Source organism: Nocardia rhizosphaerihabitans, assembly GCF_014646295.1.
GTDB lineage: Bacteria > Actinomycetota > Actinomycetes > Mycobacteriales > Mycobacteriaceae > Nocardia > Nocardia rhizosphaerihabitans.
This window is the reverse complement of the sequence record NZ_BMNE01000002.1, coordinates 461122-481229: the sequence shown is the minus strand read 5'-3', so window position 1 is coordinate 481229 and position 20108 is coordinate 461122. Positions and strand designations below refer to the sequence as shown.

At 68.4% G+C, this 20108-nt stretch carries 22 protein-coding genes; 11 read left to right on the top strand and 11 right to left on the bottom strand.

The window, feature by feature from the left end; translation table 11 throughout:
- The first annotated feature begins 2 nt into the window (after positions 1–2).
- The 4 genes from IEY60_RS08600 to IEY60_RS08585 all read left to right on the top strand — a co-directional run bounded on the left by IEY60_RS08600 (position 3) and on the right by IEY60_RS08585 (position 2482).
- Positions 3–374 (top strand): DUF742 domain-containing protein, encoded by a 372-nt coding sequence (locus IEY60_RS08600; protein WP_189025876.1) that lies wholly within the window; start codon positions 3–5, stop codon positions 372–374.
- A gap of 4 nt (positions 375–378) precedes the next feature.
- Positions 379–978, top strand: coding sequence for a GTP-binding protein (locus IEY60_RS08595; protein WP_189027398.1), 600 nt, complete (start codon positions 379–381; stop codon positions 976–978).
- On the top strand, positions 971–1756 hold the full coding sequence (locus IEY60_RS08590) for an MHYT domain-containing protein (RefSeq protein ID WP_189025874.1): 786 nt from the start codon (positions 971–973) through the stop codon (positions 1754–1756). The genes IEY60_RS08595 and IEY60_RS08590 overlap by 8 nt, the downstream gene beginning before the upstream one ends.
- 501 nt (positions 1757–2257) lie before the next feature.
- Positions 2258–2482 carry a hypothetical protein gene (locus IEY60_RS08585; RefSeq protein ID WP_189025872.1) on the top strand — a complete coding sequence of 75 codons (225 nt, stop codon included), beginning with the start codon at positions 2258–2260 and terminating at the stop codon, positions 2480–2482.
- Between the two features lie 115 nt (positions 2483–2597).
- On the opposite strand, the gene rpmF is transcribed toward IEY60_RS08585, so the two are convergent.
- Genes rpmF through mrf form a run of 3 tightly spaced genes read right to left on the bottom strand, consistent with a single transcriptional unit; the run spans position 2598 to position 4342 of the window.
- The gene (rpmF, locus tag IEY60_RS08580; RefSeq protein WP_189025870.1) at positions 2598–2771 is read right to left on the bottom strand and encodes a 50S ribosomal protein L32; all 174 of its coding nucleotides are present in this window, start codon (positions 2769–2771) and stop codon (positions 2598–2600) included.
- Between the two features lie 3 nt (positions 2772–2774).
- Positions 2775–3041, bottom strand: a complete 267-nt coding sequence (locus IEY60_RS08575) for a type B 50S ribosomal protein L31 (protein ID WP_189025868.1) — start codon at positions 3039–3041, stop codon at positions 2775–2777.
- Entirely contained in the window at positions 3038–4342 is a 1305-nt protein-coding gene (gene mrf, locus IEY60_RS08570) for a ribosome hibernation factor-recruiting GTPase MRF (RefSeq protein WP_189025866.1), read from the bottom strand. The genes IEY60_RS08575 and mrf overlap by 4 nt, the downstream gene beginning before the upstream one ends.
- A 103-nt stretch (positions 4343–4445) precedes the next feature.
- Here mrf and rpmB point away from each other — a divergent pair, with 103 nt between their 5' ends.
- Genes rpmB through rpsR form a run of 4 tightly spaced genes read left to right on the top strand, consistent with a single transcriptional unit; the run spans position 4446 to position 5456 of the window.
- On the top strand, positions 4446–4682 hold the full coding sequence (gene rpmB / locus IEY60_RS08565; protein WP_019049258.1) for a 50S ribosomal protein L28: 237 nt from the start codon (positions 4446–4448) through the stop codon (positions 4680–4682).
- An 8-nt stretch (positions 4683–4690) separates the two neighbouring features.
- The gene (gene rpmG / locus IEY60_RS08560) at positions 4691–4861 is read left to right on the top strand and encodes a 50S ribosomal protein L33 (protein ID WP_068914580.1); all 171 of its coding nucleotides are present in this window, start codon (positions 4691–4693) and stop codon (positions 4859–4861) included.
- Positions 4861–5166, top strand: coding sequence for a 30S ribosomal protein S14 (rpsN, locus tag IEY60_RS08555; protein ID WP_189025864.1), 306 nt, complete (start codon positions 4861–4863; stop codon positions 5164–5166). The genes rpmG and rpsN overlap by 1 nt, the downstream gene beginning before the upstream one ends.
- 32 nt (positions 5167–5198) lie before the next feature.
- Positions 5199–5456 carry a 30S ribosomal protein S18 gene (gene rpsR, locus IEY60_RS08550; protein ID WP_189025862.1) on the top strand — a complete coding sequence of 86 codons (258 nt, stop codon included), beginning with the start codon at positions 5199–5201 and terminating at the stop codon, positions 5454–5456.
- An 81-nt stretch (positions 5457–5537) separates the two neighbouring features.
- On the opposite strand, the gene IEY60_RS08545 is transcribed toward rpsR, so the two are convergent.
- A complete protein-coding gene (locus IEY60_RS08545; RefSeq protein ID WP_229739651.1) occupies positions 5538–6107 on the bottom strand; it encodes a LysM peptidoglycan-binding domain-containing protein in 570 nt (189 codons plus the stop codon).
- A 215-nt stretch (positions 6108–6322) separates the two neighbouring features.
- Here IEY60_RS08545 and IEY60_RS08540 point away from each other — a divergent pair, with 215 nt between their 5' ends.
- The gene (locus IEY60_RS08540; RefSeq protein WP_189025857.1) at positions 6323–6766 is read left to right on the top strand and encodes a hypothetical protein; all 444 of its coding nucleotides are present in this window, start codon (positions 6323–6325) and stop codon (positions 6764–6766) included.
- A gap of 57 nt (positions 6767–6823) precedes the next feature.
- On the opposite strand, the gene purH is transcribed toward IEY60_RS08540, so the two are convergent.
- From purH to sucC, 6 genes are all read right to left on the bottom strand, one after another.
- Positions 6824–8389, bottom strand: coding sequence for a bifunctional phosphoribosylaminoimidazolecarboxamide formyltransferase/IMP cyclohydrolase (purH, locus tag IEY60_RS08535; RefSeq protein WP_189025855.1), 1566 nt, complete (start codon positions 8387–8389; stop codon positions 6824–6826).
- Positions 8386–9042, bottom strand: coding sequence for a phosphoribosylglycinamide formyltransferase (gene purN, locus IEY60_RS08530; RefSeq protein WP_189027397.1), 657 nt, complete (start codon positions 9040–9042; stop codon positions 8386–8388). Before purN ends, purH begins: the two co-directional genes overlap by 4 nt.
- Positions 9043–9100: 58 nt before the next feature.
- The gene (locus IEY60_RS08525; protein WP_189025853.1) at positions 9101–10618 is read right to left on the bottom strand and encodes a cell division protein PerM; all 1518 of its coding nucleotides are present in this window, start codon (positions 10616–10618) and stop codon (positions 9101–9103) included.
- Between the two features lie 115 nt (positions 10619–10733).
- Complete coding sequence (locus IEY60_RS08520; RefSeq protein ID WP_189025851.1) at positions 10734–11774, bottom strand: DUF5336 domain-containing protein; 1041 nt, start codon at positions 11772–11774, stop codon at positions 10734–10736.
- Between the two features lie 272 nt (positions 11775–12046).
- Positions 12047–12964 carry a succinate--CoA ligase subunit alpha gene (sucD, locus tag IEY60_RS08515; RefSeq protein WP_189025849.1) on the bottom strand — a complete coding sequence of 306 codons (918 nt, stop codon included), beginning with the start codon at positions 12962–12964 and terminating at the stop codon, positions 12047–12049.
- Between the two features lie 11 nt (positions 12965–12975).
- The gene (gene sucC, locus IEY60_RS08510) at positions 12976–14142 is read right to left on the bottom strand and encodes an ADP-forming succinate--CoA ligase subunit beta (RefSeq protein WP_189025847.1); all 1167 of its coding nucleotides are present in this window, start codon (positions 14140–14142) and stop codon (positions 12976–12978) included.
- Positions 14143–14662: 520 nt separating this feature from the next.
- Between sucC and IEY60_RS08505 the strand changes: the two genes are divergently transcribed.
- Both IEY60_RS08505 and IEY60_RS08500 read left to right on the top strand, forming a co-directional pair.
- Positions 14663–15709 (top strand): M23 family metallopeptidase, encoded by a 1047-nt coding sequence (locus IEY60_RS08505; protein WP_189025845.1) that lies wholly within the window; start codon positions 14663–14665, stop codon positions 15707–15709.
- A gap of 198 nt (positions 15710–15907) precedes the next feature.
- Complete coding sequence (locus tag IEY60_RS08500; protein ID WP_189025843.1) at positions 15908–17287, top strand: DUF1731 domain-containing protein; 1380 nt, start codon at positions 15908–15910, stop codon at positions 17285–17287.
- On the opposite strand, the gene pcrA is transcribed toward IEY60_RS08500, so the two are convergent.
- Positions 17284–19869: a DNA helicase PcrA gene (gene pcrA / locus IEY60_RS08495; protein WP_229739650.1), complete on the bottom strand. Its 2586-nt coding sequence runs from the start codon at positions 19867–19869 to the stop codon at positions 17284–17286. The genes IEY60_RS08500 and pcrA overlap by 4 nt on opposite strands.
- Between the last annotated feature and the right edge of the window lie 239 nt (positions 19870–20108).

The window sequence follows — 20108 nt, the reverse complement described above, 5'->3', positions numbered from 1 at the left end:
AGATGTCGAGCCCGTACGGATCAGAAAACCGGCCGACGACCCGGGTCAGGCCCTACGCCCTGACCTCCGGCCGCACCGAGCCCGCGATCTCGCTGCCACTCGAGGCAGTCGTGGAAACGGTCTCCTATACCGCGCACCTGGAATGGCCCGCAGGGGATTTGCGCACCGAAATAGTGCGTCTCGGCACACATAGACTGTCCGTCGCAGAAATAGCTGCATACCTTGGCCGCCCACTGGGTATGGTCCGGGTGATGATCGGCGATCTCGTTGTCGGCGGGATTCTTCGAGTGCATTCGACGCTGACCGAGCAGGCGAGCTACGACGAACGCCGATCACTGATGGAGAGGACTTTGCGTGGACTCCGTGGCCTCTGAGGGCATGCGCCCCCCGAACCCCGATCAGCGGGTCGCGTCGACCAAGATCGTCGTGGCCGGTGGATTCGGCGCAGGCAAGACAACATTCGTCGGTGCGGTGTCGGAGATCGTTCCGCTGCGCACCGAAGCGATGGTGACCCACTTCTCCGACGGGATCGACGATCTCGCCGAGACGCCGGAGAAGGAGACCACCACCGTCGCCATGGACTTCGGCCGCATCGTGCTGCCGGGCAACCTGGTGCTGTACCTGTTCGGCACCCCGGGCCAGAAGCGGTTCTGGTTCATGTGGGACGACCTCATCCGCGGCGCCATCGGCGCCGTGGTGCTGATCGATACCCGCAGGCTGGAAGACAGTTTCGCCGCGGTCGACTTCTTCGAAGCGCGCGGCCTGCCGTTCCTGATCGCGGTCAACCGCTTCCCGAACGCCCCGCGCTTCCCGATCGCCGAACTGCGCGAGGCGCTCTCGGTGCGCGAGGGCATCCCGATCGTCGACATCGACGCGCGCAATGCCGTCGAGGTGCGGCAGGCGCTGGCGGCGGTAACCGAATACGCCATCGCCCAGCTGGAGCCGCAGCAGTTCGAGGGGGCCGGCCGGCGTGGTTGACCTGCTCGCCGCGACGGGGGCCGAAACGTTCGGGCGTGGCACGGGCATCGCCTGGCTCGCGCTGGACATGTCGGCGCTCGGCGCGCTGGTGGCGTTCGCCTGTGTGCGGCATGCGAAGTACTCGGCGCGGTTCCGGCTCGTCTGGCTGACGATGGCGGCGGTCTCGCTCGGCGGGGTCGGGCTGTGGCTGGCGAATTCGGTGGCGCTGCTCGGCATCCGGGTCGAGGACAGCATCATGCGGTACAACGTCGCGCTCGGCGCGGCGTCGCTGGCCATCGCGGTCGTCGGCGTGCTGGCCGGGTTGCTGATCGGCGGGCGGACTCCGCAGCTGCCCCGGCTGATCGTCGGCGGGCTGACGACGGGACTGAGCGTCGGTCTGTCGACCTATCTGACCTTGGACGCCCTCGAAGTGCAGGGCCAGGTCGAAGAGTCGCTCGGCCTCATCGGGATCGCCGTGCTGCTGTCGATGGCGCTGTGCACGGCCACGCTGTGGGCCTCCCAGGTGGTCCGCATCGTGGCATTGCGGGTCGTGGCGTCCCTGCTGTTCGCACTCGGGGTCGCGGCGGTGTACTACACGGCGGTCGCCTCGCTCGAGTTCACGCTCGATCCGGGCAGCCGGACGCCCACCGGCCTGCAGCTGTTCGATCTGGTGTACCCGATGTTCGTGATCGGCGCGCTGGGTTTGACGGTGCCGATCACCGCGGTGCTGGTGGCGCCCGATCGGCGCGACGCGGTGCGGGCTCCCGAGCCGCAGCGGCAGCCGGTCGGTACGCGGTGACCGCAACCAGCTAACGCCCGGTTTGTCTGAATTATTGTGGGCGATCGCCCCGTTCGCCGGATGCGGGCAACCGAGGCGGATCGGCCCCGAAAACCACCCCTGAAGTGGCGATGAGCGGGTTCTCCGTCACCGGAGAACCCGCCCTCCCGCACGAGAGTACATACCCGCCAAGGACTCCGCATCAGTCGTCCAGGAATTTTCTTGTGCCACAAAACAAACCAAAAGTTGGTAATGCCCGTTCCGGCAATCGGCCAGCAAGCCTCCGGGCGCATCCGCGCCAAGTGGCTTGTGCCACACCGTTAACCGGGCGATTGCCGTAGCCCCTTCCATGAGCCCCTGAGCAGGCATGACCGCTGCCCAGTAAGACCCCTGGACAGCAGGGGGCGAAGAACAGGCCGCTGACGGCGCGTTCGACCCCCACACCGCCCGCCAGCGGGTTATCGTCGGCTAGGGCGCATTCGTCTCGCCCAGCACATCCGAGGTTCGTTCGAAGGAGTTCGCATGGCCGTCAACGTGGTGCTCGACAAAGTTCTCGACAAGGATTTCGAGAACAAGACGCTGAAGGAAATCCTCGCCGCGCCGCCGTCGGCCCTGGCCGGCCTCACCGAGGCGCACGACAAGCAGCTGCTCGACGCGCTGAAGATCAAGTCCATCGCCGACCTGGGTAGCAACAAGTTCTTCCAGCTGGCCGCGGCCCTGGTGGAGCTGGCCGAGCGCGAAGGCTGAACCCGCGAAAAACACAACGGCCTGCCGGGGAAACCGGCAGGCCGTTGTCGTTGCCCGATCCCCGATCCGGGTTGTCCCCTCCGAACCAGCTCTCGAACTCCGATGTGCGGCGGACTCAGATCCGCGAGGGATCGATCAAACCTCTCCGCACGGCTCCCACAATACGACGCGGCACCTGGTACTCGACGCCGCCCACGGTGACCGGGACCAGCTGTGGAACAGCGGCCTTCCACTGCGAACGCCTGCTGCGGGTGTTGGACCGCGACATCCTGCGCTTCGGCACAGCCACTGGTCAGCCCTCCTTGCCCGCGCGCGAGCGCTTCCCGTATTTGCGCTCGAACTTCTCCACCCGGCCCTGGGTGTCGAGGTTGCGATGGGTGCCGGTCCAGAACGGATGCGAATCCGAGGTGACGTCGACCATCAGCAGCGGATAGGTCTTGCCGTCGGTCCATTCGACACTGCGGTCGCTGGTCGAGGTCGACCGGGTCAGGAACCGCTTGCCCGTGCTCGAATCCTCGAACACCACGGGGTGGTAGTCGGGGTGGATGCCCGCTTTCATGCTGTTTCTCCTCTCGGGTTGATGCGCTCGCTCGCCGCGGCCGACGCCTCGGCGGAATCGGCGCAGGGGTCTTCGTGCCAGTCGCCGAAGGGGTCCTCCCACAACGCGACTCGCTCCGGCGCCCGGTCGACCAGCAGCAGCTCGTCGTCCTCCACCAGCGCCCAGTGCAGGGCATGGCGGATCTCGGCGGGGTCGGCGTCGTGCGCCAGGATCACCAGCGACACATCGCGGTCACCGAAGCGCTCGTCCCAGCGCAGCGCGGCCATCGCCCTGCGGTCCGGATCGGCGGCCGCCTGCTCCTCGGCACTCATCGCCGCCAGCCAGCGACCGGCACCCCCGACCCGCAGCCCACCGCCCGCCGACTCCAGCCAGACCACCTGATCCGGCTGGGTGGCCAGCCAGATCCGGCCCCGCGCGGTGACCACGCCGTCGAACAGCACGTCGAGCGCCTCGTGCAGCCGAGCCGGATGGAACGGCCTGCGCGCGGCGAACTCGATGAGCGAGACGCCGCAGTCGGTGGTCAGCGGCGGCTGGCCGCGCAGCAGCGGCGCGTGGGCGTCGAAGATGCGGCCGCGACGCCCGTCGGCGGGAATCCTGGTCAGCAGGGCGCCGACCTCGACGGCGTCGAAGGCGGGGAGTTCGTCGAGCCAGGCCACCGGCGCCGCGGGCGCCATCCTGGTCAGCACAGCGTGCAGCCGCTCGCGGTCGAGCGCGTCGACACCGGTGGTCAGCACCACGAGCGCGTCGGCGAAGTCGACCTGACCGACGGCCACCTGGGCAACGGTCCGCTCGTCGTCGGCCGCGGCGAGCCCGCGGTCGGCCAGCGCCTCGTCGCCCGTGGCGTCGGCGAGCCACTGCTGCCCGTCCAGGCAGGTCAGCGTGGCCTCGATCCGCACATTCCGGCCCGCAGGCCCGTCGACCCGGTCGGCCACCCCGGTCACCTCGACCGCGTCGATCGCGTGGCACAGCGCCTCGGCCTCGATGGCCGGGTCGAGCGCGAGCACGATGCGGCGCACATGCTCGCGGGCGGCGAGCGTGCACAGCATCGGCAGCAGGTCGGCCCGCAGCGTGCACGACACACAGCCGTGCGCGAGCTCGAGCACGGTGGTCGTGACGGTGCCCGCGGTGCGCACCGTGCGGCGGACGACGCCTTCGCGCAGTTCGGCGAGGTCGTGGTGCACCACGACGGTGCCCGCGTCCTCGCTCAGTGTCGCCGCGATGCGCTCGACGCCGGTCATGGCAGGTCCGGAGAAGCCGGCGAGCAGCACGACGGGCGTTCTCCGGTCGGACTGGTCCAGCACCCGGATCCCCTTTCGATAACGATTTTCATTTACTTTACCGCAACGGTACAGTGCGGAATACCTGTTGTCGAAAATGGTTGTCATACCCATGGAGGGAGGTCGCATGTCGGCCCACTGCCAGGTCACCGGTCGCAAGCCCGGCTTCGGAAAAGCCGTCTCACACTCGCACCGGCGCACCAACCGGCGCTGGAACCCCAACATCCAGCGCAAGACCTACTACCTGCCCAGCGAGGGCCGCCGCATCACGCTGACGGTCTCCGCCAAGGGCATCAAGACCATCGACCGGGACGGGATCGAGGCCGTGGTGGCCCGTATCCGCGCCCGTGGCGACAAGATCTAGGAGCATCCATGGCCTCGAAATCGACCGATATCCGGCCGATCGTCAAACTCAAGTCCACCGCGGGGACCGGCTTCACCTACGTCACCCGCAAGAACCGCCGCAACGACCCCGACCGGCTGGTTCTCCGCAAATACGACCCCGTCGTGCGCAAGCACGTCGACTTCCGCGAGGAGCGCTGATGGCGAAGAAGTCCAAGATCGCCCGCAACGAACAGCGCCGCGCGATCGTCGAGCGCTACGCGGCCCGGCGCGCCGAGCTCAAGGAGCTCATCCGCAAGCCTGGCACCGGTGACGCCGAGCGCGCCGCCGCGCAAGCCGAACTGCGCAACCAGCCCCGCGATGCCAGTCCGGTACGATTGCGCAATCGGGATGCAGCCGATGGCCGGCCACGCGGCCATCTCCGGAAGTTCGGCCTCTCCCGTGTTCGTGTGCGCGAGATGGCCCACCGGGGCGAGCTCCCTGGGGTCCACAAATCGAGCTGGTAGACACCCACTGATCTCGTGAGAAGGAACATCGCATGGCAGTGAAGCGAGCACCGTCCAAGAAGGCACGCGCCGAGCAGGGCCGTAAGCCGAAGAAGAACCCGCTGATCGCCGCGGGCATCGAAGTCGTCGACTACAAAGACGTCAACCTGCTGCGCACCTTTATCTCCGACCGCGGCAAGATCCGCAGCCGTCGCGTCACCGGTCTGACCCCGCAGCAGCAGCGTCAGGTCGCCGTCGCGGTGAAGAACGCGCGCGAAATGGCGCTGCTGCCCTTCACCACCACCAAGTAGCCGTCACGCGAAAGTGGCCCCGAAGCTGTTGCCTCGGGGCCACTTTCGTTGTGCAGGCGATGAACGCTGCGACTTACGTCATCACGGGATGGTGAGAACCTGGCCCGCGTTGATCAGATCCGGGTTGTCGATGCCGCTGGCCGAGGCGATCTCGTGGTAGCGGTTGCCGTCGCCGTAGAAGCGCTCGGAGATGGCCCACAGGGTGTCGCCCGGCTCGACCGTGTAGGTCTGCGCGGCCGGCGGCGGCGGGACCTCTTCGGCGATCGGGGCGGCGGCGACCGGCTCCGGCTCGGGAGCCGGAGCGGGCAGCGGGTTGTCGGTGTTGGTGGCCGTTGCCCACGCGACCGAACCGTCGGTGCCGTAGAGCACGACGTTGCGGTCGGGCTGGATGACCAGCTTCTCGACGTTCTTGCCGTTGGTCTCGGTCGACCAGGCGGCCGAGCCGTCACCCTTGTAGAGGACGAAGTTGCCGTCCTCCTGCAGGGCCGCGCGCTGCACGTCCTGGCCATGAGTCTGGGCGGCCCACACGACGTTGCCGTCGGGCTCGGTCACCACAAGGTTGCCATCTGGCTGCAGAGCCAGGGTGTACGCACCGCCGGTCAGGGACTGTCCCAGTCCCAGTTCTTCGCCTACGCGCAGCGTGTCGCCCACGTTCGTCCTTTCGAAGATCCAGTTGCAGAGCATCCAACTTCAACGATGCTCGCCGTATGCCACGGCGGCGCATCGCAAGCGAATGTAGTCCCCGCCGAGCCGAAATGGGTGAGTTACGCGCAGGGTTCGCGGAAAGTTCACTGTGAGGACTGTCGCGTTTAGAATGCCGCACGCGCCCGCACGTGCGCGTGCGCCGCGCCGACTAGGCTCGCGACATGCGAACGACGTCGCGTTTCACCGCCGCCGCGGCCGCCATGGCCGCGCTGCTCAGCCCACTCACGGCCTGCTCGAGCTCCGATGACGCTGCGCCCCAATCGAATACGACCACTGCTAGCGCGCGCCCGGAGGACGGCAACGCGAGCCTCGGCCACCGCTTCACGCCCGATCCCACCATCGTCGACCCCCATCCGCTGACCTTCACGTCCTGGACTCGCCTGGGCGACAACATGATCGGCGTCAACTTCCAGACCGGTAACCCGGAGTGTTTCGGCGTCGACGCCACCGTCACCGAGTCCGACACCGCCGTCTCGGTCGCCCTGCGCTCAGGCACTCGCGCCGACGCCGTCGGCAAGATGTGCACCATGAACGCCGTCTTCGGCACCATGGAGATCACCCTGACATCGCCACTGGGGAACCGACAGGTCGTCGACGTGGGATAACGAAAACGGGTGCCGCACCGAGGATTCGGCGCGGCACCCGTTCGGGTTCGACGTGACTCAGTGCGCGAAGTGGCGCGCTCCGGTCAGGTACAGGGTGACCCCGGCTTCGCGGCACAGCTCGACGGTGTCCTTGTCGCGGATCGAGCCACCCGGGTGGACGATCGCGCGCACGCCCGCGGCCACCAGGATCTGCGGACCGTCGGAGAACGGGAAGAACGCGTCGGAGGCGGCGACGGAGCCCTTGGCCCGCTCCCCCGCGCGCTCGACGGCGAGCTTGCAGGAGTCGACGCGGTTGACCTGACCCATGCCGACACCGACGGCGGCGCCGTCGTCGGCCAGCAGGATCGCGTTCGACTTCACGGCACGGCAAGCGCGCCAAGCGAATTCGAGGTCGGCCAGGGTGGTGGCGTCGGCCGGATCACCCGCGGCGAGGGTCCAGTTGGCCGGGTCGTCGCCCGCGGCGTCGAGGATGTCACGGTCCTGCAGCAGCGCACCGCCGCTGATCGGGCGCAGCTCCACGCCCTTGCGCCGCGGCGGCTCGGCGACCAGCACGCGCACGTTCTTCTTGCGCTGCAACACATCCACCGCGCCGGGGGCGTAGCCGGGGGCCACGATCACCTCGGTGAAGATCTCGGCGACCTGCTCGGCCATCTCGACGCTGACCTCGCGGTTGGCCGCGATCACGCCGCCGTAGGCGCTGACCGGGTCGGTGGCGTGGGCCTTGCGGTGCGCCTCGGCGATGTCGGCGCCGACGGCGATGCCGCACGGGTTGGCGTGCTTGATCACCGCGACGGCGGGCTCGTCGAAGTCGTAGGCGGCGCGCCAGGCGGCGTCACCGTCGGTGTAGTTGTTGTACGACATCTCCTTGCCGTGCAACTGCTCGGCCTGCGCGATGCCGACGGTGCCGTCGTTGCTGGTGTACAGCGCGGCGGCCTGGTGCGGGTTCTCGCCGTAGCGCAGCACCGCGGACCGCTCCCACGAACCGGCGACCCAGCCGGGGAACTGCTCGGTCTCGGGCTGCACGGCGGGCACGGCGACCGAGCCCATCCAGCTCGCGACGGCCACGTCGTAGCTCGCGGTGTGCTGGAAGGCCTTGGCGGCCAGCGCGGTCCGCTCGGCGAGGGTGAACCCGCCGGACTTCACCGCGGCGAGCACGTCGTCGTAGTCGGTGACATCGACGACCACACCGACCGACGGGTGGTTCTTGGCGGCGGCACGCACCATCGACGGACCGCCGATGTCGATCTGCTCGACGCACTCGTCGATGCTCGCGCCGCTGGCCACGGTCTGGGTGAACGGGTACAGGTTCACCACGACCAGCTGAAACGCCTCGACACCGAGCTCCACGAGCTGATCGACGTGCTCGGCGCGCCGGGTGTCGGCCAGGATGCCCGCGTGCACGCGGGGGTGCAGCGTCTTGACGCGACCGTCGAGGGTCTCCGGGAAACCGGTCAGGTCCTCGACCTTGGTGACCGGAATGCCCGCCTCGGCGATCTTGCCCGCGGTCGAACCGGTCGACACCAGCTCCACGCCCGCGGCGTGCAGTCCGGTGGCCAGCTCGACGAGCCCGGTCTTGTCGTAGACGCTCACCAGCGCCCTGCGGATCGCCTTACGTTCACTCACCGGCGTGCTCGCTCATCTGGAATTTCTGCCTTTCGTCCGTCGGAGACAATGCCTCGCGTCGCGACAGCGGCGATGACCTCAGCCAGCAACCGTCGCTCGACAACCTTGATGCGCTCGTGCAGGGCGGCCTCGTCGTCGCCGGGCAGCACGTCGACCGCCTCCTGCGCGAGGATCGGGCCGGTGTCGACCCCGCCGTCGACCAGGTGCACCGTGCAGCCGGTGACCTTGGCGCCGTAGGCGAGCGCGTCACGCACCCCGTGCGCGCCGGGGAACGACGGCAGCAGCGCGGGGTGGGTGTTGATGAACCGGCCGCCGAAACGCTCCAGGAACGCGGGGCCGACGATCTTCATGAAGCCCGCGGAGACGACCAGATCGGGCTGGAAGGCGTCGACGGCCTCGGTCAGCGCGAGGTCCCATGCCGAGCGGTCGGCGAAGTCTTTCACCGCGACGCGGAAGTGCTCGATACCAGCGGATTCGGCGTACTCGGTGGCTTGGCACACCCGGTCGACGCCGACCGCGACGATCTTGGCGGGGTAGCCGGGCTCGCGGGCGGCGGCCAGCAGCGCGTTGAGCAGCGAGCCGGTGCCCGAGGCGAGGACGACGACGGTGGCCGGTGTCCCTGCGGGCTTCCACTGGGCAAACGAGGACGTCAGCGCTCTACTCCTGCGTGTGGGTCGGGTGGCGGCGATCGGCGATACCGCCGGGTCGAGCTTAACGACCGGTGGTCTTGTCACCTTCCGGCAGGTCCGGCTCGACCACCTCGGCGTCGACGATGTCGTCGGCGGGCGGCACCGCGGAACCGGGGGCGGCGATGCTCACCTCGACGTCGTCGTCGATGTCGGTGACCAGTTCGGCGTCGAGCTCGACCGCGGGATCGTCGTCGTAGTCGTCGTTTTCGTCCTCGTCCTCGTCCTCGTCCTCGTCGTCGTCGTCGTAGTAGTAGTCGTCCTCGTCGTCGTAATCGTCGTAGTCGTCGATGTGGTCGTCGTAGTCCTCGACCGGTGCGGTGGGGGCGAGGAAGCGGCGGGCGAAGACCATGCCGACGAAGCCGCCGAAACCGAACCAGGTGACCATCAACACGACCAGCATCAGCAGGTCGACTCCGACCCAGCCGACGGCGCCGAGTTGTCCGCCGCCGAGGATCGCCAGGGCCAGGAACGTCAGCGTGGACAGCGCGGCGGAGGTGAGCGTCGCCCACGGTGCGCCCGGCCGGTCGTCGCCGACGCGGCCGAGCTCGATGCCACCGAGCACGCCCACCGCGATCGGCACCAGCAGCAGCACCGGCCACCAGGCCGCGGGCGGTCCCTCCGGCAAGGGGATCAGCGCGGGCACGCCGGGCACCTGGCCCGCGGTGACTCCGAACAGGCCGACCGAGCCCGCGCCGAGCTGCACGGCGGCGCCGGTGAGCAGACCCGCCGCGGCGATCACCACATTGGGCAGGTAGAGCAGCGACAGCAACGTCATGCCGAGGACGTCGGTGAAGTTGTGGGCCTGGTGGTAGGCGCCGTCGAGGCGCGAGAGGTGCGTGAAGAACGACACGGCCGTGGCCAGCGCGGCACAGCAGAGCATCCGCAAGACGGTCCGGCGGGCGGCGCGGGCACCGAGCACGGCCCATTCGGGGATCTCGACCGGGACGAGCGCGCACAGCGAAGACCAGGCCCTGCTCGCGATTCCGCCTGCCGCCGCACCGAGATACAGCACGATCACCCAGCCGAACGCGGTGACCGGGCCCGGCGGTTCGAGCGGGGTGACGCCGGCGGCGTCACCGGTGACGGCCAGGCAGACGGCGGTCATGAGCAGCGGACCGGCCAGTACCGCGCCGGTGAGCCAGCCCAGCTCGACCGGGGTCGGCCGGTTGGGCACCGCCCGCGCGCATTCGCGGGCCGCGACCAAGACCAGAATCGCGGTCGGTACCAGCGGCAGCAGGCCGAGCGTGGTCCGGCCGACGGTGAGCGGAATCTGATGGGCGGCAAGCCAGGTCGCGGCGACCGCGCCGGGCGCGCTGGTCAGGTCGGTGCCGGTGGTCAGCATGACCACGAGGACGAGCAGGATCGTCGCCGCCAGCGCGCAGATCGTCGGCCTGGCCGCGACCAGCAGCAGGGTTCGCGCCCGCTCGGGCGACAGCGACCACCAGGGCGGTTCGTGACCGTGCCCGGACGGCGGTGCGGTGGCCTCCCCGGTGCCGCGTGACCTGGAGGTCCGGCGCACGAGGGCGTTACGGGAGCTCATGACAATTCAGCGTGGCAGCTTCCCCGGCGGGCGCGGGTCAGGCGCGCCGCGAGCCCACAGGCACACCTGTGGGCTCGCGATCGAACCTGTGCCACACGCGATGGCCGTCGGTTTCCTACTTGTTGTCGTCGTTCGGGCGGAACGCGGTGGTCGCGTCGGCCGCCGGATCGGCGGTCTGCTCACCACCGAACGGCTGACCCTGACCGGCGCCCTGCTGCGGCTGTGCGGGCGAACCGCCCTGCGCGCCACCGTAGGTCGGCCCGCCGAATGGCTGGCCCTGCTGCCCGCCGAAGTTCTGGGTCGCGCTCTCGTCCGGACGCGGCTGCGCCTGCGGCGCGGCACCGTAGGGCGAGGGCTGCTGCGGCGCACCGTACTGCTGGCCGTACGGCGACTGCTGCGGCTGACCGTAGGCAGGCGGCGGCTGCTGGCCCGGCTGACCGTAGGACGGCTGCGGCACCGACGGCTGGCTCTGCTGGCCGTACGGCGACGGCTGCTGGGTGGGGTACTGACCGCCGGTCTGGCCCTGGCCGTACCCGGTCTGGCCGTAGCCCTGCTGCCCGTAACCCTGCTGGCCGTACTGGCCGTACTGACCCGGCTGCTGCTGTGGCTGCGCGGGCTTGGGCGCGGGCGCCTTGATGATGCCCAGCCCGAACAGCAGGCCGACGATCGCGGCGGCGGCGGTCAGCAGCGCGAACACGATCACGATGAAGGCGCCGAATTCGAGCTCGGCGCCCTCGGGCACCGAGAACGTCAGCGCGAGCACGCCGAAGAGCCCGGCCACCGCGGTCGCCGCGGCGGCGCCGAGCAGATTCTGCTTGGGCAGCAACGAGACTGCGGCGAGCAGGCCGGCCACCAGGACGATGGTGAGCGAGGCCGAACCACCGAAGTACGCGAAGAAGCTGTCGGTCTCGTCGCTGGTCACCGTGGTGCCGCCGAGCGTCACCGGCTTGGCGCCGACGAACGGCAGGAAGCCGAGCAGGAAGGTCAGCACGCCGAGTCCGGCGGTCGCCGCGGTCAGAATGAACGGCAGCCCTTTGGCACCGGCATCGGCCGCGGTCGATGGTGCAGCCGCGGCGGCTCCGGTGCTCGGGCCCTGGCTGGGCGCGGCGGGTGTCGCGGGTGCGTTGTACCCGGAGCCCCCGGTCGGGTATGACATGTCGTCGTCTCCTTGTCGAGTCGTGCGCATCGGTCGCGTCGAACTGACTGGTGCTGATCCAGTACTTGACGCTACTGCACGCCACGTCCCCGGTCACCACCTACCGATCGGGCTGTGGATAACCACGCCCTGTGCAGAATCGACGAAGGCCGCCTCCGTCAAACCTGGAGGCGGCCTTCATAGGTGTGCGATAGATCAGGCGGTGTCCGACTGGCCTGATCCTCTGGGCCCTTCGTGGTTACGCAAGCTACCGCCTACGGGCCCTGACCGGATCAGGCGGAAGCGATGGACGCCTTCTCCAGGATCTCGCGCGCCAGGGCGGCGGTCGCGGACGGCGTCTTGCCGACCTTCACGCCCGCGGCCTCGAGCGCTTCCTGCTTGGCCTGCGCGGTACCGCCGCCGGAGGAGACGATGGCGCCCGCGTGGCCCATGGTCTTGCCCTCGGGCGCGGTGAAGCCCGCGACGTAGCCGACGACCGGCTTGGTCACGTTGGCCTTGATGTAGGCCGCGGCACGCTCTTCGGCGTCGCCACCGATCTCGCCGATCATGACGATGATCTTGGTCTCGGGGTCCTTCTCGAACGCCTCGATGGCGTCGATGTGGGTGGTGCCGATGACCGGGTCGCCGCCGATGCCGATCGCGGTCGAGAAACCGAAATCGCGCAGCTCGTACATCATCTGGTAGGTCAGGGTGCCCGACTTCGAGACCAGGCCGATCGGGCCCTTGCCGGTGATGTTGTTCGGGGTGATGCCGACCAGCGCCTCGCCGGGGGTGATGATGCCGGGGCAGTTCGGGCCGATGATGCGGGTCTTCTCGCCCTTTTCGACGTTGTAGGCCCACGCGTAGGCGGAGTCCTGCACCGGGATGCCCTCGGTGATGACCACGAGCAGCGGGATCTCCGCGTCGATGGCCTCGACGATGGCGTCCTTGGAGAAGGCGGGCGGCACGAACGCGATCGAGGTGTCGGCGCCGGTCTTCTCCATCGCCTCGGCGACGGAGCCGAACACCGGCAGCTCGACGGTGTTGCCCGCGGCGTCGGTGTGGGTCACGGTGGTGCCGGCCTTGCGCGCGTTCACGCCGCCGACGACGTTGGTGCCCGCCTTCAGCATCAGCGCGGTGTGCTTGGTGCCCTCGCCGCCGGTGATGCCCTGGACGATGACCTTGTTGTCCTTGTTCAGGAAGATGGACATGTTTGTGTTCCTTACTTGGCTGCGGCCAGTTCGGCAGCCTTGTCGGCGCCTTCGTCCATGGTCTGGGCCAGCGTCACCAGCGGGTGGTTGGCCTCGGCGAGGATCTTGCGGCCCTCGTCGACGTTGTTGCCGTCGAGACGGACGACCAGCGGCTTGGTGGCCGCGTCACCGAGGATCTCCAGCGCCTTCACGATGCCGTTGGCGACCGCGTCGCACGCGGTGATGCCACCGAACACGTTGACGAAAACGCTCTTGACCTGCGAGTCGCCCAGGATGACGTCCAGACCCGCGGCCATCACGGAAGCCGAGGCGCCACCGCCGATGTCGAGGAAGTTGGCCGGCTTCACGCCGCCGTGGTTCTCACCGGCGTACGCGACGACGTCCAGGGTCGACATGACCAGGCCGGCGCCGTTGCCGATGATGCCGACCTCACCGTCGAGCTTGACGTAGTTGAGGTCGTTCTCCTTGGCCTTGAGCTCGAGCGGATCGGTCGCGTCGACGTCGGCGAACTCGAGGTGGCCGGGCTGGCGGTACTCGGCGTTCTCGTCCAGGGTGACCTTGCCGTCGAGGGCGAGGATCTCGTCCTGCGGAGTGCGCACCAGCGGGTTGACCTCGACCAGGGTGGTGTCTTCCTTGACGAAGACCTCCCACAGCTTCTGGATGGTCACGGCCGCGGCGTCGAGCACGTCGGCGGGCAGGTGGCCCTGCTCGGCGATCGAGCGGGCGAAGGCCAGGTCGACACCCTTGACGGCGTCGACGGGGACCTTGGCGAGGCGCTCGGGAGTCTTCTCCGCGACCTCTTCGATCTCCATGCCGCCCTCGACCGAACACATGGCCAGGTAGGTGCGGTTCGAGCGGTCGAGCAGGAAGGAGATGTAGTACTCCTCCGCGATGTCCTTGGCCTCGGCGACAAGGAGCTTCTTGACGATGTGGCCCTTGATGTCCAGGCCGAGGATGTTCTGCGCGTGCGTGAACGCGTCCTCCGGGGTGGCGGCGTACTTGACGCCACCCGCCTTACCGCGGCCGCCCACCTTGACCTGCGCCTTGACCATCACCGGCTTGCCGATTTCCTCGGCAATCGCGCGAGCTTCTTCGGCCGTGTCGCAAACACGACCCTCGGACGAAGGCACTCCGTGCTTAACGAAGAGCTCCTTCGCCTGATATTCGAAGAGATCCATGTACTCACCGTCTCGTCTGCGTTGCTATGACAACGTCTTTGTTGGCGGCCCGACGTCGGTAGCGGGTCGGGTCGGACTCTAACCAGTCACATGGAGGGCCAATCGGCCACATTCATCCTAAGTGGCGCAGGTCACGACGTGTTACGGGAGGCCGGAAAAACCGCTGGCCAAGGCTACTGGCGAGTAGTTTTTCGGCTTTTTCCGACACCGTGGCAGGTCGGAACACCTAAAGCCGCGGCGCCCCACGATCTACTACGTTATGTCGTCGACATACCTCACCCGGGAGACCCGAAAACGGTGAGAAATTCCCTCGCGTTACGGTGACGAATCTCACACACGCGTGTAGGTTTTCGAGCAGCGCTTGCCACTCTGCAATCGCTTCGTTACCGTCAATGCGGTCGAAGTCACAACCAGGTCACGACAACCAGGTCACGACTGGCAAGTCAGGACTGAGGAGGACGACAAGCTTGAGGCACGTCAGCACTCGCTTGGAACAGCCGTCGGCGATTCGGCACGGCCGATGAACCACCGCTCCACCTTCACAGTCGAAGATCGCACCAACTCCGGACACCGTTACCGGTATGCCGACGAATACACCTCGCACCCGCAGGCCCGCCGCGCCCCGGCCGCGCAGCCCGAGACCGCGTGGCCGCAGCAGGACGCCTGGCACGACCAGAACAGCTGGTCCGGCAATGCCGCGTGGACGCCGGCCGAGGACGAGTGGACCGCCGACGAGTCCTATGACACCGGCGCCTACGACAACACCTGGGAGCCCACCCCCACCGAAGAAACGCACGCCGAGCCCGAACCGCGTCGCGTCGAGCGCCGTGGTGGCGCGCACCGCGTGCCGGCACCGCCCGCCGCGCTGAAGGGCCGCGCCGCGGTCATCGCCGTCGCCGCCGGCGCGGTCGTCGCCGCGGGTCAGGCCGCGATGGCCGACCCCGGTCAGCCCGCCCACGGCGTGGATTACGAGGCAGCGGGCCAGATCCACGAGATCGCCGCTCAGTCGATGAGCACGGCCGACCTCGCCGACGAAGGCACCGGCGCCGCACCGCAGGTGCTCGACGCCAGCACCGTCGCCGACAGGAGCCATTTCGACGACATCCTGGCCAAGGGCCAGAAGTTCGCCGAAGACCTGGCCGCGCAGGAATCCGCCAAGCTGCGGCCGCTGTTCGCCAAGTTCACCTCCGGCAACTACACCTCCGGTTTCGGCGCCCGCTGGGGTGTGCAGCACCTCGGCATCGACGTCGCGGGCCCGATCGGCACCCCGATCTACTCGGTCGCCGACGGCACCGTCATCGAGGCGGGCCCGGCATCGGGCTTCGGCATGTGGGTGCGTGTCCTGCACGACGACGGCACGGTCACCATCTACGGCCACATCGACACCGCGACCGTCTCGCAGGGCGAGCGGGTCATGGCGGGCGATCAGATCGCCACCATGGGCAACCGCGGCTTCTCCACGGGTCCGCACTGCCACTTCGAGGTGTGGCTCAACGGCACCGACAAGATCGACCCGGTCCCGTGGCTAGCCACCCGAGGCATCAGCCTAGGCTCCCAACGCGACTAGGTGCTCGCCCGCCTCTCCCCCCGCCTCTCCGCGTATTTTGGCCAGACTCAGGTGTTGGTCGGGCTGCGTTGGCGGCTGGCGGTGTGGTGATGCGTGGGTTTGCTGTTGTTGGTGAGTTACCCATGTTCTTGCGTTGATCAGTTGGTGCGTGAGCACTAGCACGTTTCGGTGTTGGCGGTTGCGGGCTAGCGTTTCGGTATGGGTGGTACGACGAAGTACACGCAGTTCATCGCGCTCGCACCGGAATTGGTGTGGAGCGTCCTGGGGGATCTCGAGCAGTGGCCCGAGTGGAATCCCGGTGTGCGGTCGGTGCGGATGCACGGGCCGGTTGCCGTTGGCGCCACCGGTAATTACCTGCCCAACGGTAAGTTCTCGGCGCGGATCCATGGGCGGTTCGGCGAGCCGTTCACTGTCACCACGGTGGTGCCGAATCAAGAGCTGAGTATCGAGCAGCCCGAACCGGCGGGCACCATGCACCTCACCTGGCGGCTGACACCGCGTGACGGTGGCACCGAGATCAGCCAGGAACTGCGGTTCGCCGGACCGTCCGCCGCGGCGGCTCGCGCGGTGGTTCGCCCCTTCATCGAAACCGATGCGCGCGTGAACTTTTCGCGGCTGGCGCGACTGGCGGGGCTCGTCCCCGCCGAGGACGCGCTCACCGTGGTCATCGCCGGCGGCACCGGCGCGCTGGGCACCCAGATCGCCGCCGACCTGACCTGCCGGGGACAGCGCGTCACGTTGCTCACCCGCCGCCGCAACCCCGCGCTGCCGTTCCGGCAGACCGAATGGGACGGCCGGTCGGTCGGTGCCTGGGCCGCCGAACTGCGGGAACCCGGCAAGCTCGCGGTGATCAATCTGGCCGGAAAACTGGTCGACTGCAGACCGACCGAACGCAACATCGCCGAACTGCGCAGCAGCCGCGTCGATTCCACCAGCGCCCTCGTCGCCGCGGCCGGGCTGCGCGACACCCCGGTCGACTACTGGGTGCAGGCCAGCACCACCGCGATCTGGTCGGACGCGGGCGAAACCCGCTGCACCGAAACAACTCCCCTGCCCGTCGGCCTCCCCCAGATGACCGGCGTCGCCCAGCCGTGGGAAGAAGCCTTCGACCCGGCCCGCGCCGACCACTGGACGATCCTGCGCACCTCGATCGTCCTCGACCCCGACGCCCCCGCGCTCAAACGCCTGGCCCAACTCACCAAGGCCGGTCTCGGCGGCCGCGTCGGCCCCGGCGACCAGTGGTTCAGCTGGATCCACATCGAGGACTGGCTGGCGATCGTCCGAACCACCCTCGGCCTCGACCCTGACCTGACCCTCCCCGACGGCATCCTCGTCGCCGCCACCGAATTCCCGGTCCGCAACACCGAACTCATGGCCACCCTGCGCCGCCTTCTGCACCGCCCACCGGCACCCCCGACGCCCACGGCAGTGCTGAAGGTCGGCGCGGTCGCCCTCCGCACCGACCCCGCCCTCGGCCTCACCGGCCGCCACGCCACCTCCGAAGTCCTGCACAAGGCAGGCTTCACCTTCCGCTACCCCACCTTGGACGGGGCGCTGAACGACCTACTGCCGCACTAGAGCTTGACGATGGTCCGGCTGAACTGGGGAATCAGCCGGATCTTGCCCGCGGTGCCGAAGTCGATGGTGACGGTCGCCAGCGGGCCGACACCGTCGGCGGCGACTACCCGGCCGAGGCCGTACTTGTCGTCGCTGACCCGATCACCCACGGCGAGAACCAGATCGGTGTTGTTCCGCTTGACCGCGCCACCCGGCGCGGGCCTGCGCTGCCCGGTCCCGCCGCGCACACCGGGACGCTGATCCCAGCCGTCGCCTCGGGTCCAGTCACGATCGAACCCGCTGTCCTCACGCCTGCGCCCACGCTGCACCGGCGACACCACCGGCTCCAGCCGACGCCAATCCAGCAGATGCTGCGGAATCTCCTGCAGGAACCGTGATTCCGGGTTCGACACCGGCTGACCCCAGCCCGACCGCACCACGGCCCGCGAGAGGTAGAGCCGCTGGCGCGCGCGGGTGATACCGACGTAGGCGAGCCTGCGCTCCTCGGCCAGTTCGGTCGGATCGCCCAGCGCGCGCATGTGCGGGAACTGCCCGTCCTCCCAGCCGGTCACGAAGACCACCGGAAACTCCAGGCCCTTCGCCGTGTGCAGCGTCATCATGGTGACCACACCCGACCCCTCGTCCGGGATCTGGTCGGTGTCGGCCACCAGCGACACCCGCTCGAGGAACGCCGCCAGCGAGCCGGGTTCGGGTTCACCGTCGCCCGCCTCCGGCAGCAGCCCCTCCTCGCGGGCAGCCTCGGCATTGTTGAACGCCTCGGAACTGAATTCGCGTGCCACGCTGACCAGTTCGTTGAGGTTGTCCAGCCGCGCGCCGTCCTGCGGATCGTCGGAGGCTTCCAGCTCGGCCCGGTACCCGGTGCGGTCGAGCACCGCGTCGACGACATTGCCGACATCGGGGTACTCGCTGTCGACACGCTTGCCTGCCGCGCGGATCTCGTCGAGCAGGTCGAGGAAACCGGCGATGGCCCGCTGCGCCCTGGTGTTCAGCAGCGCGACCTTGCCGTCGGCGGCATCGCGCAGCGCGGCGGCGAAGCCGATATCGCGCTGTTCGGCATGTACAGCGACGCACGCCTCCGCGCGATCACCGATACCGCGGCGGGGGGTGTTGAGAATGCGGCGCAGACTCACCGCGTCGTCGGGATTCTCCAGGACCCGCAGATAGGCCACCACATCGCGGACTTCTTTGCGCTCATAGAACCGGACGCCGCCGACCACCTTGTACGGCAGACCCATCCGGATGAAAATCTCTTCCAGCGCACGCGAATTGTTGTTGGTGCGATAGAACACCGCGACATCGCCGTAGTTGGCATCGCCCGCGTCGACCAGTTTGTCGATCTCCTTGGCGACGAAGGCGGCCTCGTCGTGCTCGTTGTCGGCGACGTAACCGGTGATCAATTCACCCTCGCCGGAATCGGTCCACAGCTTCTTCTCGCGCCTGCCCTCGTTGCGCGAGATCACCGCGTTGGCGGCGGAGAGAATGTGCTGGGTGGAGCGGTAGTTCTGTTCCAGCAGAATCGTTTCCGCGTCAGGGAAGTCGCGTTCGAATTCCTCGATATTGCGGATCGTCGCGCCACGGAACGCGTAGATCGACTGGTCGGCGTCGCCGACCACGCACAGTTCGCTCGGCTCGACGCCCGCTTCCTCGCCCGCCTCGGCGCTGTGGTGGCCGACGAGCTCGCGCACCAACACGTACTGGGCGTGGTTGGTGTCCTGGTACTCGTCGACGAGGACGTGCCGGAACCGGCGCCGGTAGTACTCGGCCACCTGCGGGTGGTTCTGCAGCAGCGCGACCGTCTCGCCGATCAGGTCGTCGAAGTCCATGGCATTGGCCGCCCGCAGCCGCTTCTGGTACTCGGCGTAGACCCTGGCGACCAGCGCGGGCAGCTCGGTCTCGTCGGCCTCGGCGTCGGCGGCGGCCTGCTCTGGCCCGATCAGTTCGTTCTTCAGATTGGAAATAGCGGTCGACAGCAAACGCGCCGAATACTTTTTGGTATCGATGTCGAAATCGCGGCTGATCATGGTGAGCAGGCGGCGCGAGTCGTCGGCGTCGTAGATGGAGAAATTGGAATTCAGGCCGGGCAGCAGCGCGGCCTGCATCCGCAGGATGCGCACACAGCTGGAATGGAACGTCGAGACCCACATGCTGGCCGCCCGCGGGCCGACCAGCCCGGCCACCCGCTCGCGCATCTCGGCGGCGGCCTTGTTGGTGAAGGTGATGGCCAGGATCTGCCCGGTGTGCACGCCACGCGCGGCGAGCAGATAGGCGATGCGGCGGGTGAGCACCGCCGTCTTGCCCGAGCCCGCGCCCGCGACGATCAACAGCGGTGACCCCGCGTGCACGACGGCGGCACGCTGCTGTGGATTGAGTCCGTCGAGCAGGCGCTCGGTCTCCTCGGCACGCTTGTGTTCGCGCTCCTTGCGGCGCTGCTCCTGCTCGGCGCTGTGCCTGGCCGCCGCTTCGGCCAGCCCGCCGCCGGACGCGCCGGACCCACCACCGCCCCGGCGCGATAGCTCCGCGGGGGCGGAAGCTGGTTCGCTGGGATCGGCGGCTGAGGCGTGGGGAGCGACCGTGATATCCATCGTCTGTCCACGCTACCGGCGGCCACCGACAGGCGGCGAACTGCCGGCTTCTCAGGTCATTCACAAACACAACTGTTTTGCATAGCTAGGGGCCCGTGGCACACTGGGGCTCATGGTCAGTGCTTCTCCGCATGCCCGGATCGGCACTCGATCCGATATCGTGACGGTGAGCGCTGCTCTTTGCGCACTCCCGGGGGGATTTCGTACCGCCCATCGGGAAAGTTTCAGGGTGAAGGAAC